The sequence below is a fragment of the Streptomyces chromofuscus genome, assembly GCF_015160875.1.
Taxonomy (GTDB): domain Bacteria; phylum Actinomycetota; class Actinomycetes; order Streptomycetales; family Streptomycetaceae; genus Streptomyces; species Streptomyces chromofuscus.
The window spans coordinates 1,024,179-1,037,033 of the sequence record NZ_CP063374.1 but is presented as its reverse complement, the minus strand read 5'-3'; the positions used below and the strand labels follow the sequence as shown (position 1 = coordinate 1,037,033).

At 71.6% G+C, this 12,855-nt stretch carries 12 protein-coding genes and 3 pseudogenes; 10 read left to right on the top strand and 5 right to left on the bottom strand.

Features of this window, described 5'->3' with window-relative positions; translation table 11 throughout:
- Positions 1–246 precede the first annotated feature (246 nt).
- A pseudogene (locus tag IPT68_RS04625) lies at positions 247–1,729 on the top strand (FUSC family protein); the annotation flags it as partial.
- On the top strand, positions 1,726–2,364 hold the full coding sequence (locus tag IPT68_RS04620; protein ID WP_189697326.1) for a MarR family winged helix-turn-helix transcriptional regulator: 639 nt from the start codon (positions 1,726–1,728) through the stop codon (positions 2,362–2,364). The pseudogene IPT68_RS04625 and the gene IPT68_RS04620, both read left to right, overlap by 4 nt.
- Positions 2,365–2,436: 72 nt before the next feature.
- Here IPT68_RS04620 and IPT68_RS04615 read toward each other — a convergent pair whose 3' ends face one another.
- Both IPT68_RS04615 and IPT68_RS04610 read right to left on the bottom strand, forming a co-directional pair.
- Positions 2,437–3,201 carry a VOC family protein gene (locus IPT68_RS04615; protein ID WP_189697327.1) on the bottom strand — a complete coding sequence of 255 codons (765 nt, stop codon included), beginning with the start codon at positions 3,199–3,201 and terminating at the stop codon, positions 2,437–2,439.
- A 234-nt stretch (positions 3,202–3,435) separates the two neighbouring features.
- Positions 3,436–3,828, bottom strand: a complete 393-nt coding sequence (locus tag IPT68_RS04610; RefSeq protein ID WP_189697328.1) for a VOC family protein — start codon at positions 3,826–3,828, stop codon at positions 3,436–3,438.
- A 74-nt stretch (positions 3,829–3,902) separates the two neighbouring features.
- Here IPT68_RS04610 and IPT68_RS04605 point away from each other — a divergent pair, with 74 nt between their 5' ends.
- Positions 3,903–4,445: a GNAT family N-acetyltransferase gene (locus IPT68_RS04605; RefSeq protein WP_189697329.1), complete on the top strand. Its 543-nt coding sequence runs from the start codon at positions 3,903–3,905 to the stop codon at positions 4,443–4,445.
- Between the two features lie 3 nt (positions 4,446–4,448).
- Here the strand turns inward: IPT68_RS04605 and IPT68_RS04600 are convergent, their stop codons facing one another.
- Positions 4,449–5,132, bottom strand: coding sequence for a glycerophosphodiester phosphodiesterase (locus IPT68_RS04600; protein ID WP_189697330.1), 684 nt, complete (start codon positions 5,130–5,132; stop codon positions 4,449–4,451).
- A gap of 249 nt (positions 5,133–5,381) precedes the next feature.
- Here IPT68_RS04600 and IPT68_RS04595 point away from each other — a divergent pair, with 249 nt between their 5' ends.
- The 4 genes and pseudogenes from IPT68_RS04595 to IPT68_RS33835 form a co-directional block, all read left to right on the top strand.
- Entirely contained in the window at positions 5,382–6,779 is a 1,398-nt protein-coding gene (locus IPT68_RS04595; protein WP_189697331.1) for a DUF6421 family protein, read from the top strand.
- A 44-nt stretch (positions 6,780–6,823) separates the two neighbouring features.
- The gene (locus IPT68_RS04590; protein ID WP_189697422.1) at positions 6,824–7,570 is read left to right on the top strand and encodes an SDR family NAD(P)-dependent oxidoreductase; all 747 of its coding nucleotides are present in this window, start codon (positions 6,824–6,826) and stop codon (positions 7,568–7,570) included.
- On the top strand, positions 7,567–8,637 hold the full coding sequence (locus tag IPT68_RS04585; protein WP_189697332.1) for a threonine aldolase family protein: 1,071 nt from the start codon (positions 7,567–7,569) through the stop codon (positions 8,635–8,637). Before IPT68_RS04590 ends, IPT68_RS04585 begins: the two co-directional genes overlap by 4 nt.
- Positions 8,638–8,693: 56 nt before the next feature.
- Positions 8,694–8,996 (top strand): annotated as a pseudogene (locus IPT68_RS33835) (transglutaminase); the annotation flags it as partial.
- Between the two features lie 324 nt (positions 8,997–9,320).
- Here the strand turns inward: IPT68_RS33835 and IPT68_RS04580 are convergent.
- A complete protein-coding gene (locus IPT68_RS04580; protein ID WP_189697333.1) occupies positions 9,321–10,049 on the bottom strand; it encodes a lysophospholipid acyltransferase family protein in 729 nt (242 codons plus the stop codon).
- 187 nt (positions 10,050–10,236) lie between these two features.
- Positions 10,237–10,655 (bottom strand): annotated as a pseudogene (locus IPT68_RS04575) (DUF4395 domain-containing protein).
- 106 nt (positions 10,656–10,761) lie between these two features.
- On the opposite strand from IPT68_RS04575, the gene IPT68_RS04570 reads away from it, so the two are divergent.
- From IPT68_RS04570 to IPT68_RS04560, 3 genes are all read left to right on the top strand, one after another.
- The gene (locus IPT68_RS04570) at positions 10,762–11,088 is read left to right on the top strand and encodes a TlpA family protein disulfide reductase (protein ID WP_189697334.1); all 327 of its coding nucleotides are present in this window, start codon (positions 10,762–10,764) and stop codon (positions 11,086–11,088) included.
- Between the two features lie 218 nt (positions 11,089–11,306).
- On the top strand, positions 11,307–11,822 hold the full coding sequence (locus IPT68_RS04565; RefSeq protein WP_189697335.1) for a flavin reductase family protein: 516 nt from the start codon (positions 11,307–11,309) through the stop codon (positions 11,820–11,822).
- A gap of 208 nt (positions 11,823–12,030) precedes the next feature.
- Positions 12,031–12,816, top strand: coding sequence for an electron transfer flavoprotein subunit beta/FixA family protein (locus tag IPT68_RS04560; RefSeq protein WP_189697336.1), 786 nt, complete (start codon positions 12,031–12,033; stop codon positions 12,814–12,816).
- The last annotated feature ends 39 nt before the right edge of the window (positions 12,817–12,855 follow it).

The window sequence follows — 12,855 nt, the reverse complement described above, 5'->3', positions numbered from 1 at the left end:
CCTCCCCGCTCGACGGTGGGTCAAGATGTGCCCGGTTCATAGGGATGCCCGGTTTGTGTGGCGCTCACGCGAGCGCAAGGGTGTACGCGGGGAGCGCTCGGCGGAGCGGGAATCGTTCGCGCATTCGTTTACTGGTACAACACCTGCTGACATTCCTGCATGAGCAGTGCGACACCCACCCCTGCGACCCCCACCCCGGGACCCGGCGCCTACGCCGGCTCCCGCTCGCCGGTGTGCTGTGCGTCGGCCGGCTCCCTGTGCGCCCTGTACGCCCACGACCGTCCCTACGCCGCCCGTGCCCGGGTGCATGCGTGGGTCGTGCTCGGCATGCCCGGCGGACTCGCCGTCGCGCTGGTCACCGCGGCGCTCACCACGCCGTCGTGCTGGTCACCGTCGGCGCCCTCCTGGCCGCCGCCCAGAAGACGCTCTGCGACGCCACCCGGCTCGGCCCGCCCGGCAACGTCGTCCTCACCTTCGTCAGCTCCGCCGCGCTGTTCGCCCCGCAGTCCCTGGAGCAGGTGCCCGGGCCCTGACGCTGGGCGTCGCCGCCGGCGCGTGGGCCTGGCTCGTCGGCATGGCGCCGGGCCTGGTCCGGCCGCACGGACCGGAGCGCCGCGCCACCGCCCAGGCCCTGAACACCGCCGCCGCGTACGCCGACACACGCGGCACCGGAGAGGGGCACGCCCGGGCCCGCGCCGCCGCGGCCGCCGCCGTGCAGGTCGCCCGGCAGTCGCTGCTGTCCGCCGGGAACCGCCCCACGACCCGGCGTGCCCTGCGCGCCCTCGTCGTCCGCGCCGAGGTCGCGCTCGCCGCTCCCACAGAGACCGACCCGGCACGGCTGCGCGCCCGGGCCCGTGAGCGGCGCGGAGCCCGGCCCGTGCCGTACGCCGGGGGCCGGGACGGCGAGGAACTGTCCGGCGTGGACCTGGAGCCGGCCGCCCCGCGTCCGCCGTTGTGGCGCGCCCTCGCGCCCCTCGGCCCGATCGCCGCGCGCACCGCCCTCGGCTGTGCCCTCGCCGACTACGCGTCCCTGGCCTTCGGCCTCGGCCGTCCCCACTGGGCGCTGGTCACGGCGTCCGCCCTCTACCAGGCCGACGTCACCCTCACCTGGAACCGGGCCGTGCAGCGCGTCGTCGGCAACCTCGTCGGCGTGCTCGTGTTCGCCGCCCTCGTCCCGCTCGTCCACCTCGGCCGGACGGTGCTCGTGCCGTGCTGCCTCGCCTGCCGTTTCGGCGCCGAGGCGCTGATCAGCCGCAACTACTGGCTCGGCAGCGTCTGCGTCACGCCGATGGCGCTGCTGATCACCGAGTTCACCGGCTTCCAGAACCCCGGTGCGCTGATCGCCGAACGGGTCGTGGACACCTTCGTCGGCGCGCTGGTCGGCTTCGCCGCCGCGGTCGCCGTCACCAACCGGAGCGCCGGTGCCCGCCTCGAGCCCGCCCTGACCGCCACCGAACGGGTCCGCGAGCGCACCGCCCGTCTGCCGGCCGAGCCGCAGCCGACCGCCGACGCGCTGGGAGCCGTCCGCCGCGCCCTCGCCGCCGCCCTCGTCGAGCTGCGCGCCACCGCGGACGCCGCGTCCGGCGAGTGGTGGCCACGCGCCCTGCCCCAGGAGCGGGTCGTCGCCGCCGAGCAGGCAGGACACCGTACGCTCGCGGCGACGCTACGACGCCAGGGACTGCTCCTTGACCAGGACGCCGACAGGACGACGGAGGACGCACGGCCATGACGGGGACGAACGTGTGGGGGGCCGACGGGGGAGACGCGGCGGGACGGCCCGTCCCGGGCGGAACGGCCCACCCCGGTGTCACCGCCGACCCGCATCACACGACCGAAGTGCCCCGCCCCGGCGGTGCCGGCCGTCGTGACACCGTCGCCGGTGTCGTCGCCCAGTGGCAGACCGTGCGGCCCGATCTCGACACCGGCCCCATGGAGATCATCGGCCGGGTCAACCGCTGTGCCGCGCTGCTCCAGCAGGCCGAGGACGCGCCGCTGCGCCGGGCCGGGCTCAGCCGGTCGGAGTTCGACCTGCTCGGGGCGCTGCGCCGCACCGGGCACGAGCTGACGCCCAGCGAATTGGCCCGCGAGACGTTCTCCTCCGGGGCCGCCGTCACCAAGCGGCTCAAGCAGCTCACCGAGCGCGCCCTGGTCGAACGGCGGGGCGACGACCGGGACCGCCGCGTCGCCCACCTCCGCCTCACGGACGCCGGACGCGACCTCGTCGACGCCGTCCTGCCCGAGCAGCTCGCCTACGAGAGCGCCGTACTGTCCGGACTGGACAGCACGCGGCAGGACGAACTCGCCGGACTGCTGGGTGAGTTGCTCGGACAGTTGGAGGGGCGTCCGGGCGCGCTGCGGGGGTGAGGGACGTCGAGCGGTCGGTGCCCGCGACGCCAGGAACCGGTTGCGCCGCGAGAGGGAACCCCGGCCGTCGGGTCAGCCCCGCTCCCCCGCCAGGTAGACGCCGAAGACCGCGCCCCGCGTATCGCGCAGCACCGCGATCCGCGGACCGTCTGGCAGGGAGGTGGGCTCCATCAGGACCGTCCCGCCCGCCCCGGTCGCCGTCGCGGTGGCGGCGTCGACGTCGGCCACCGCGAAGTACGGCAGCCAGTGCGGCGGCACCTCGGGCGGGAACTTGTCGTCCATGACCATCATGCCGCCGAAGTCCTGGCCCGCGAGGCCCCACTGGGTGTACCGCTCCGAGGCGTTGACGGTCCAGCCGAAGACGGTCGTGTAGAAGTCGCGCGCGTGTGCGGGCTCCCGGGTGAGCAGTTCCACCCAGCCCAGCGCGCCGGGCGCGCTGAACAGCGCGGCCCCCTCGAAGGACCGTGGCTGCCACAGCGCGAAGGCGGCCCCGGACGGGTCGGCGGCCACCGCGAAGCGGCCCATGTCGAACACGTCCACCGGGCCCATCAGCACCGTGCCGCCGGCCACCGTCACCTGCCGTCCGGTCTCGTCGGCGTCCCGGACGGCGAACGACACGGTCCACGCCACCGGCTGCCCCTCCTGGTACAGCGGCGTCAGCGCGGCCACCGCCGCGTCCCCCAGGTGCGCGACCGTGTAGCCGCCCGCCTCCTGACGCGGGTCCGTCTCCGACCGCCAGCCGAACAGCTCGGCGTAGAACGCCTTGGCCGCCTCCATGTCATCGGTGCCCAGTTCGACCCAGCAGGGCCCGCCGATCACCGGTTTGTCGAGCTTCATCGGACGTTCCTTCCGCAGCGAGGACCTCCACCAGCACGCTAGTGCCGCGACAGGCGACGTTCACCCCGTCGCGCCGCCCGGCACGCCGAGAGCACGCACCGGACGCCGCTCCTTGCCGGGCAAAACGTTGCCTGCCGCGGCACTGGTCCCGGCCACTGACAGCGGCCACCGGCACTCGTGATCGCGGGAGCCGACCTGCACCGCGCCGGGAGCGCCGCCCGGCGTGAGACGTCGTCAGATGCCCGGCCGGTACCGGATCGGGTGCTCGGCCGGCACCTCCACCAGCACGATCGGCACGCCGTCGGGATCCGCGATCCACATCTCGATCAGCCCCCACGGCTCCCGGACCGGCGGCCGGACGATCTCCACGCCCTTGCCGCGCAGTTCGTCGTGCGCGGCGGACACGTCCTCGACCTGGAGCCACAGCCGTACCGCCGGGGACGGCGGGGTCTCGGAGCGGCCGGAGACCTCCAGGTGGCCGCCGCCGATGAAGTACACGGTGCCGCGTTCCGGCCCCGTGCCGAACTCGCGGTAGACGGCGAGGCCCAGCTGCTCGCCGTAGAAGACACGGGACCGCTCGGGGTCGGTGGGGCGGAGCAGGATCCGGCCGCTCAGTACGTGCACCATGCACCCGGAGCCTAGTGGCAGGATTACGCTCGTCGATGTCCCAGCCGCGCCGGAAAATCGGAGAGACACCCCCCATGGACAGCGCCACCGCCCACGGACTGACCTTCCGCGACGCCATCGACACCGACGTGGACACGCTGGTGGCGCTGATCCAGTCGGCGTACCGGGGCGACTCCAGCCGGGCCGGGTGGACCACCGAGGCGGACATCCTGCAGGGGCAGCGGACCGACCCGGAGGGTGTGCTGACCGTGATCAAGGCGCCGGACAGCAGGCTGCTGACGGCGGAGCGGGACGGCGCCGTCGTCGCCTGCTGCCAGCTCGAACGCCGTGGCGCGCACGCCTATTTCGGCATGTTCGCGGTCAGCCCCCGGCTCCAGGGCTCCGGCCTCGGCAAGAGCATCATCGCGGAGGCGGAGCGGCGGGTCCGCGCGGAATGGGGCGCCACGGAGATGCACATGACCGTGATCTCCGTGCGCGAGGACCTCATCGCCTGGTACGAGCGGCGCGGCTACCGTCGTACGGGACGGATGACCCCCTTCCCCTACGGCGACGAGCGGTTCGGCATCCCGCAGCGCGACGACCTTCAGTTCGAACTGCTGGTGAAGGAACTCGCGTAGCCCCTATGCCGTGAACCGGCCGGTGCGCTTGATCTCCGGGTAGTCGGTCGTCGCGCCGTCCAGTTCCAGCGCCCGTACCAGGCGCAGGTTCTCCTGCGTGTTGACCACCCAGCCGATGATCCGCAGGCCCGCCGCGCGCGCGTGCTCGACGATCTCCAGGGTGAGCCGCCGGATGTCGAGGCAGACGGTCGCCGCACCGGCCTCGACGGCGCGTTCCACGACGTCCGTGCCGTACCGGCTCGCGACGAGCGCGGTGCGTACGCCGGGCACCAGCCGGGCGGTCTCGGCGATCGCCTCGTCGTGGAACGAGGACACCTCGACCCGGCCGGCCAGGTCGCGCTCCCGCAGTACGGCGGCGAGCGCCCTCGCCGCCTGCACGTCCTTGATCTCGGCCTGCAGCGGCGCCCGGACCGCGTCCACAACCTCCTCGAACACCGGGACGCGTTCGCCCCGGCCGGCGTCCAGGGCGCGCAGTTCGGCGAGGGTCTTCTCGGCGATCGGCCCGGAGCCGTCCGTCGTACGGTCCACGTCGGTGTCGTGCATGACGACGAGGGCCCCGTCCTTGCTCAGATGGAGGTCGAGTTCGATCGCGTCGAGTCCGGCCTCCTGGGCGGCGACAAAGGACCGGAGGGTGTTCTCGGGTTCGACACCCATGACTCCGCGGTGCCCGATGGTGAGGAAGTTCAAGGTTCGACTCGCTTCCGTCGACGGCGGCGGTGGGGGCCACCGAGGCCCCTTGTGGACCGTAGCCGCCCGAGGGCGTGCCGGGGAGAGGTGGCGGCGGGGAGATCCGCCCGCGCCTTCCCCGTTGCCCGCAGGAAAAAGTGCGGTGAAGGTGGGGGTGTCGCAGAATAATTTCCCGAGGGCCCCCTTGCTGGGTGAAACCTCGTATGTATACGGTCTCCTTACGCGAGGTTCTCCCGTGGAGGATGGGACATGACGGAAATTCTTGTGCAGGTGGGTTCGGAGGCGAAGGTTCCTCCCGTGACCAGGGTGGTGGAGCACCCGGCGTGGCCCGTGCTCAAGGATGCCGTGGAGCGGGTCCGGCCATGGCAGACCAAGGACGGGTCGATCGACTTCGACGCCGAGGGCGCCCCGGACCGCTCGGAGGCCGAACTGGCCGTACGCCGCGTCGTCGACGCCGTCGAGGAGCTCTCCCCGCTGCTGCCCCACGACGCCGCCTACCACGGGGCCCTCGTGCGGGACCTGCGCCGCTGGGCCGACGGCGGCTTCGAGGTGCCGGACTTCCTGGACTCGCTGCTCGCGTTCCAGCCCGCCGCCGACCGCCAGGACGGCCTCCAGCACCTGGTCGTCTTCCCGATGTACACGCAGAACGGCAACCCCGACCGCAACCTCGAAGCGGTCGTCCTGCGCATGGTCTGGCCGGACTGGCTGGCCGAGCTGGAGCGCACCCGCTACGACAACCCGCTGTTCTGCGGCATCACCTTCGAGGACTTCACGGCCGGGTACGACACGAACTCCGCCGTCCTCTTCCCCGAGACGATCGCCGTGCGCGAGGCCCCCGAGCGCTTCACCTGGGGCGGCATCTTCTGCGACCGCGAGGCGGCCCGCTTCCGCCGGGTCACCGAGGCCGCCGTCGGCCTGCTGGGGCTGGAGCTGCCCGAGGACATCGCCGCCATGGTCCACGACCAGAAGCGCTGCGAAGAGGCCTTCGTGCTGTGGGACATGGTCCACGACCGCACGCACAGCCACGGCGACCTGCCGTTCGACCCGTTCATGATCAAGCAGCGCCAGCCGTTCTGGATGTACGGCCTGGAGGAGCTGCGCTGCGACCTCACCGCCTTCAAGGAGGCCGTGAAGCTGGCCGGCGAAGGCGTCCCGCAGGCCCGTGACGTGCAGTACGCGGTCCTGTTCGACCGCATGTTCCGCTTCCCGGTCACCGGCGAGCGGGTCCGCAACTACGACGGTCTCGGCGGCCAGCTGCTCTTCGCCCACCTGCACAAGCACGACGTGGTCCGCTGGACCGACAACAAGCTGTCCATCGACTGGGAGCGCGCGCCGCAGGTCACCAACCAGCTGTGCGCCGAGATCGAGAAGCTCTACCGGGACGGCATCGACCGCCCGAAGCTCGTGCACTGGTTCGCCGGGTACGAGCTGGTCTCCACCTACCTCGCCCCGCACCCGGGCTCCAAGTGGGCCAAGGGCCCCGACGCCCTGGACCTGACCCAGCCGCCGCGCAAGCTGGTCGATGACGTGCTTCCGGACGAGTTTCCGCTGAGCATGTTCTATGAGGCGCTGTCCAAGAAGCTCAAGAACGTGATTGCCTCCACCAAGGGCATCACGGCGGACACCGCCGAACGGGTGGCCGCGTGAGCGACCGCGACACCGGCGACACTGCTCAGGAGGCGAGGAACATGGTGGGGAACGGGGCTCTCAGCGGTGCGGTGATCGCAGTGGCCGGCGCGGGCGGACCCGCAGGCCGGGCGACGCTGCACCGGCTGGCCGAAGCGGGCGCGATCGTCGTCGGATCGGACAACGACCCGGAGCGCCTGGCGGAGGCCGTGGACGCGGCCAGCTACGCGCACGGCGGCGCCACCGTCGTCGGTGACACCGTCGACCTGCTCGATCTGAAGGCCGCCGAGGAGTGGGCCGGCCGCATCGAGAAGGACTTCGGGCGCGTGGACGGCCTGGTCCACCTGGTGGGCGGCTGGCGTGGCAGCGAGACCTTCACCAAGACGCGGCTCGACGACTGGGACCTGCTGGAGCTGCTGCTCATCCGCACCGTCCAGCACACCTCCCTCGCCTTCCACGAGGCGCTCCAGCGCAGCGACCGCGGCCGGTACGTGCTGATCAGCGCCGCGGGCGCCAGCAAGCCCACCGCGGGCAACGCCGCGTACGCCGCCGCGAAGGCCGCAGCCGAGGCGTGGACCCTGGCCATGGCCGACTACTTCGCCAAGGCCGGGGGCGAGCAGGGGCCGAACGCGGCGGCTGCCATCCTGGTGGTGAAGGCACTGGTGCACGAGGCCATGCGCGCCGACCGGCCCCACGCGAAGTTCGCGGGCTTCACCGACGTCGAGGATCTGGCGGAGGCGATCGCCGGTGTCTGGGACAAGCCCGCCGCCGAAGTGAACGGACAACGTCTGTGGCTCACCGAGAAGCCGTGAATCCCCCGAAGACCGACGCGCGTCGCCATCACGACCCGGAGGTCCGCGGTTTCGCCAGTGACAACTACGCCGGAGTGCATCCGGAGGTGCTCGCCGCCCTGGCCGTGGCCAACGGCGGGCACCAGGTCGCGTACGGCGGGGACGCGTACACCGACAATCTCCAGCGTGTCGTCCGCAGCCACTTCGGGGCCACCGCGGAGGCGTTCCCGGTGTTCAACGGCACCGGCGCCAACGTGGTCGCCCTCCAGGCGGTCACCGACCGCTGGGGTGCGGTGATCTGCGCCGAGAGCGCGCACATCAACGTCGATGAGGGCGGCGCCCCCGAGCGTATGGGCGGCCTGAAGCTGCTCACCGTGCCGACGCCGGACGGCAAGCTCACCCCCGAGCTGATCGACAAGCAGGCCTGGGGCTGGGAAGACGAGCACCGCGCGATGCCGCAGGTCGTGTCCATCACCCAGGCCACGGAACTCGGCACGGTCTACACGCCGGACGAGATCCGCGCCATCTGCGAGCACGCCCACGCACACGGGATGAAGGTCCACCTGGACGGCTCCCGCCTCGCCAACGCCGCCGCCTCCCTGGACGTCCCGATGCGGACCTTCACCAACGCGGCCGGCGTCGACATCCTCTCCCTGGGCGGCACCAAGAACGGCGCCCTGTTCGGTGAGGCGGTCGTGGTCGTCAACCAGGACGCCGTCAGTCACATGAAGCACCTGCGCAAGCTGTCCATGCAGCTCGCCTCCAAGATGCGTTTCGTGTCGGTGCAGCTGGAGGCGTTGCTCGCCGGGGACCTGTGGCTGCGCAACGCCCGCCACTCCAACGAGATGGCCCAGCGGCTCGCCGAGGGCGTACGGGCGGTGCACGGCGTCGAGCTGCTCTACCCGGTGCAGGCCAACGCCGTCTTCGCGCGGCTGCCGCACGACGTGAGCGAGCGCCTGCAGAAGCGGTTCCGGTTCTACTTCTGGGACGAGGCCGCCGGTGACGTGCGCTGGATGTGCTCCTTCGACACCACGGAGGACGACGTCGACGCCTTCGTCGCGGCGCTCAAGGAGGAGATGGCGCGGTAGACGCGACCGACAAATTGCATGGATATGCGGTCATCTGAAGAGTCATTGACGTTCGGGTGATCGCGTTTCTATGCTCTGCGGGCACGGAGCTGATCCAGGAAACCCCCGACTTGACCGCCTACTTGGCTGCCGGCGAGGCCATCGACCACGATCATCCGCGGGTGCGGAGGGCGGCTGCCCGGTTGGCGGCATCGGCCGAAGACTCGTATGACTGTGCGCGGATGACGTTCGAGTTCGTGCGCGACGCCGTCCCGCACTCCCAGGACTCCGGCGACCTCCGTGTCACCTGGCGCGCGTCCGACGTCCTGGAGCGGCGCACGGGCATCTGCTACGCCAAGGCCCACGCGCCGGCCGCGCTTTCCTCAACCGGCTGGGCGGGCACACCGTCCGGCAGTGCGAGGGCGTCGTCCGGCGGAGCGGAGAGCTGGTACGTGTCGAACCAGCGCACGACAGCCTGTTGTGCCGTCCGCGCCCGCCGACTCGCGCTTGAGCCACCGGGCGGTTCCCGCGACGGCTTCGACGATCACGCCCGCAGCGATTTCGGCCGGCACGGAACTCGGGCCCCCTCCCCGCGACGTGGTCTGTACGGGAACGTAGCCGCGGGTGGACCGGTCGTCCAGGGGGCGGGGGCAGCGGTGCAAGCGCCGGGCGCGTGCGCCGGTTCGTGCCGCGCGGGGCGGCCGTCAGCGGGTCTCGGACTCGCGGACCTGTTCCGGGGTGGGGGCCGTGCCGCCGAGGTGGGCGGGGAGCCACCAGGTGTCGTCCGCGCCGCGGGGGCGACCGGGGTAGGCGCGCTGGGCCGCGTCCAGCATCTCCTGGACGTGCTCGCGCAGTCGGCGGGTGATGGCGCCCGCGTACTGGTCGCGAGGGGCTTCGACGGCCTCGCCGACCCGGATCGTGACCGGGATGTGGCTGCGCTTGAAGTTGCGCGGGTGGCCCTTGGTCCACAGCCGCTGCGTGCCCCACACCGCCATCGGGATCAGCGGGACGCCCGCCTCCTGAGCCAGGCGCGCCGCACCCGACTTGAAGCTCTTGAGGGTGAACGACTGCGAGATCGTGGCCTCCGGGAACACGCCGACGATCTCGCCGGAGCGCAGCGAGTCCAGAGCGTGCCGATAGGCCGCCTCGCCCTGCTTGCGGTCCACCGGGATGTGCCGCATGCCGCGCATCAGCGGACCGGAGACGCGGTGGCGGAAGACCGACTCCTTCGCCATGAAGCGCACCAGGCGCTTCTGCGGGAGCGCCGCCAGACCGTTGAAGACGAAGTCCAGATAGCTGATGTGATTGCTCACCAGCACTGCGCCGCCCGCGCGCGGGATGTTGTGCGACCCCTGGCAGTCGATCTTCAGGTCCCAGACCTTGAACAAGGTCCGCGCGAGACCGACGACGGGACGGTAGACGAGTTCTGCCATGGGCGGGGTGGACCCTTCCTGCTCCGCTCGGGAAAGTGCTCCCGGCCAGAAAGTTACGCAGCCGTAGGTTTACGGCATCTCGCAGATGGTGCCCCAAGAACGGGCGGGTAGCCAGTCCTGGTGCCCGGGCGCGGCGAGATCCTCGTCACGTCCGCGTATCCGCCCACCTCGTGCTTTTGCGGCGCCTTTACTCCGTTGGGACGGCGACCCGCCGAGCGAGCAGATACATCCGGCAGGCCGCGCGGAACCCCGACACCGCGTTGACGAAGGCGGCGGCGAGCGCGGCCCCGGTCGCCGCCACGCCCAGCCAGACGGGCCCCAGCGTGTAGCCGACCAGGCCGACTCCGGCGAACACCAGCCCCACCGCCTGGGCGAACCGGGACGGTTCGGACGCCTCGAACTTCCACCGCCGGAGCGATCCGGCGCCGTACGACATGGTCGAACGCCCAGCCGTACGGCGCGTGGCCCACGCCGCCCGCCCGCGCCCCACGCGAACACCAGCGTCTGCGCCGCCAGCAGCCAGGCGCTATGGGTGAACAGAACGACCGTCAGAACGGCGCTCGTCACGGCCGCCCCGAAGCGTGGTCCCCTCACGCCGATCTCCATGACCTCAGGATTCCGCAGCGAAAGGACCCCCGGGGGGCGGGAATCGTTGCGGTCGCGATAACGCTTGTACCGGTCAGGACGAAACGAGTGACAGGACGGGTGGTGGGTGCGCGTGCGGGACGAGGGCGAGCGGCTCGGCGCGGCCGAGCTGGGTGCCGAACTCGGTGAGCGCGCCACACTGGTGCAGTTCTCCAGCGCCTTCTGCGCGCCCTGCCGGGCGACCCGGCGCATCCTCGGTGAGGTGGCACGACTGGTCCCCGGCGTCACGCACGTCGAGATCGACGCCGAGGCGCGTCTGCACCTCGTGCGCGCCCTGGGCATCGTCAGAACCCCGACCGTGCTGGTGCTGGACGCCGACGGCCGGATCGTGCGGCGCGCCACGGGGCAGCCGCACAAGGCCGATGTGATCGCCGCGCTCGGACACGTGGTGTGAGCAAGTGGTGTGAAACCGGGCGCACGGGTCTCAGTCGTCTGTCCTGGATCACGGGAGGAATTTGACTGTGCGCAGCATCTATCGTCAGCTTGACCGTATGCCATCGGAAGTCCTTCGCTTCGGCCGGGTCCACGTCGACCTCGTCCGCACCGCGAGCGCGCGCTGTCCGGGTCGCTAGACGACCCAGGATCCGCTCGCCCCCCGCAGAAGGTCACTCCATGCCGGCCACCCCCGACCCAGCCGCCTCCTCCCCGCGCGCCGCCGCCACCGACCTTTTCCGTGCCGTCTTCCGGCAGCACGCGGCCGGCGTGGCGGTGATCACCGCGCGGGGCGACTCCGGCCCGGTCGGCTTTACCGCCACCTCCCTCGCCTCGGTCTCCGCCGAACCGCCGCTGCTCTCCTTCAACACCCGCACCGCCTCGTCCAGCTGGGCGGTGCTCTCCGGGGCCGCCCACATAGGCGTGCACATACTCGGCGAGCACCAGCAGGAGATGGCCGCCACCTTCGCGCGCAGCGGCGCCGACCGGTTCGGCCCGCCCACCGTCTGGCGTGACGGCCCCGAAGGCGTGCCCGTGCTCGACGGTGTGCCGGCCTGGCTGGTGTGCAGGGTGCACGCGCGCGTGCCCGCGGGTGATCACCGTCTCGTGATCGCGGAGGTCGTCGGCGGCGACCCGGCCGGCGCGGGCCGGCCGCTGCTGTACCACCAGGGACGTTTCACCGCGTTGCGGGAGTGAGCGGACCTGCGGAACGGTCCAGTTCCGGTTACGCTGCGTTGCGAAGGTCACAGTTCAAAGCGCTTGCTTAGCGGGCAGGAACTGGATGTACTGACGAGTAATATCTCGCTCGGAGCGCGCGGCGCCCCGACCGGGATCCGCCGCCAGGGGCGCCTATGCTGCCTGCAAGAAGGCAGCCTGAAATTGACGATGCAGTAGGAGAGCCGGCGTGAGCTTGAGGATCGTTGTCACTGTGAAGTACGTGCCCGACGCCACTGGCGACCGGCACTTCGCCGATGACCTGACCGTCGACCGGGACGACGTGGACGGTCTGCTCTCCGAGCTGGACGAGTACGCCGTCGAGCAGGCGCTGCAGATCGCCGAGGACGCCGACGACGCCGAGGTCACCGTGCTGACCGTGGGCCCGGAGGACGCCAAGGACGCCCTGCGCAAGGCGCTGTCGATGGGCGCCGACAAGGCGATCCACGTCGAGGACGACGACCTGCACGGGACCGACGCCATCGGCACCTCCCTGGTGCTGGCCAAGGCGATCGAGAAGGCCGGTTACGACCTGGTCATCTCCGGTATGGCCTCCACCGACGGCACCATGGGCGTCGTGCCGGCGCTGCTGGCCGAGCGTCTGGGTGTCCCGCAGGTCACCCTGCTGTCCGAGGTCTCCGTCGAGGACGGCACGGTCACGGGCCGCCGTGACGGTGACACGGCCTCGGAGCAGCTTCAGGCTTCGCTTCCGGCGGTCGTCTCCGTCACCGACCAGTCGGGCGAGGCGCGTTACCCGTCCTTCAAGGGCATCATGGCGGCCAAGAAGAAGCCCGTGGAGTCCTGGGACCTGTCCGACCTGGACATCGACGCCGACGAGGTCGGCCTGGAGAACGCGTACACGACGGTCGACGCCGCGACGGAGCGTCCGGCCCGCACCGCCGGCACGATCGTCAAGGACGAGGGCGAGGGCGGCAAGCAGCTCGCTGAGTTCCTCGCGAGCCAGAAGTTCATCTGAGCCCTGAGCTCGACTTCGCTGACCGCCCCTCACACTTCG

Excerpts from the sequence above, each read along its gene's own strand:
- IPT68_RS04620 (WP_189697326.1), top strand. The coding sequence starts at position 1,726 with ATGACGGGGACGAACGTGTGGGGGGCCGACGGGGGAGACGCGGCGGGA.
- IPT68_RS04595 (WP_189697331.1), top strand. The coding sequence starts at position 5,382 with ATGACGGAAATTCTTGTGCAGGTGGGTTCGGAGGCGAAGGTTCCTCCC.
- IPT68_RS04605 (WP_189697329.1), top strand. The coding sequence starts at position 3,903 with ATGGACAGCGCCACCGCCCACGGACTGACCTTCCGCGACGCCATCGAC.
- IPT68_RS04580 (WP_189697333.1), bottom strand. The coding sequence starts at position 10,049 with ATGGCAGAACTCGTCTACCGTCCCGTCGTCGGTCTCGCGCGGACCTTG.
- IPT68_RS04615 (WP_189697327.1), bottom strand. The coding sequence starts at position 3,201 with ATGAAGCTCGACAAACCGGTGATCGGCGGGCCCTGCTGGGTCGAACTG.
- IPT68_RS04610 (WP_189697328.1), bottom strand. The coding sequence starts at position 3,828 with ATGGTGCACGTACTGAGCGGCCGGATCCTGCTCCGCCCCACCGACCCC.
- IPT68_RS04565 (WP_189697335.1), top strand. The coding sequence starts at position 11,307 with ATGCCGGCCACCCCCGACCCAGCCGCCTCCTCCCCGCGCGCCGCCGCC.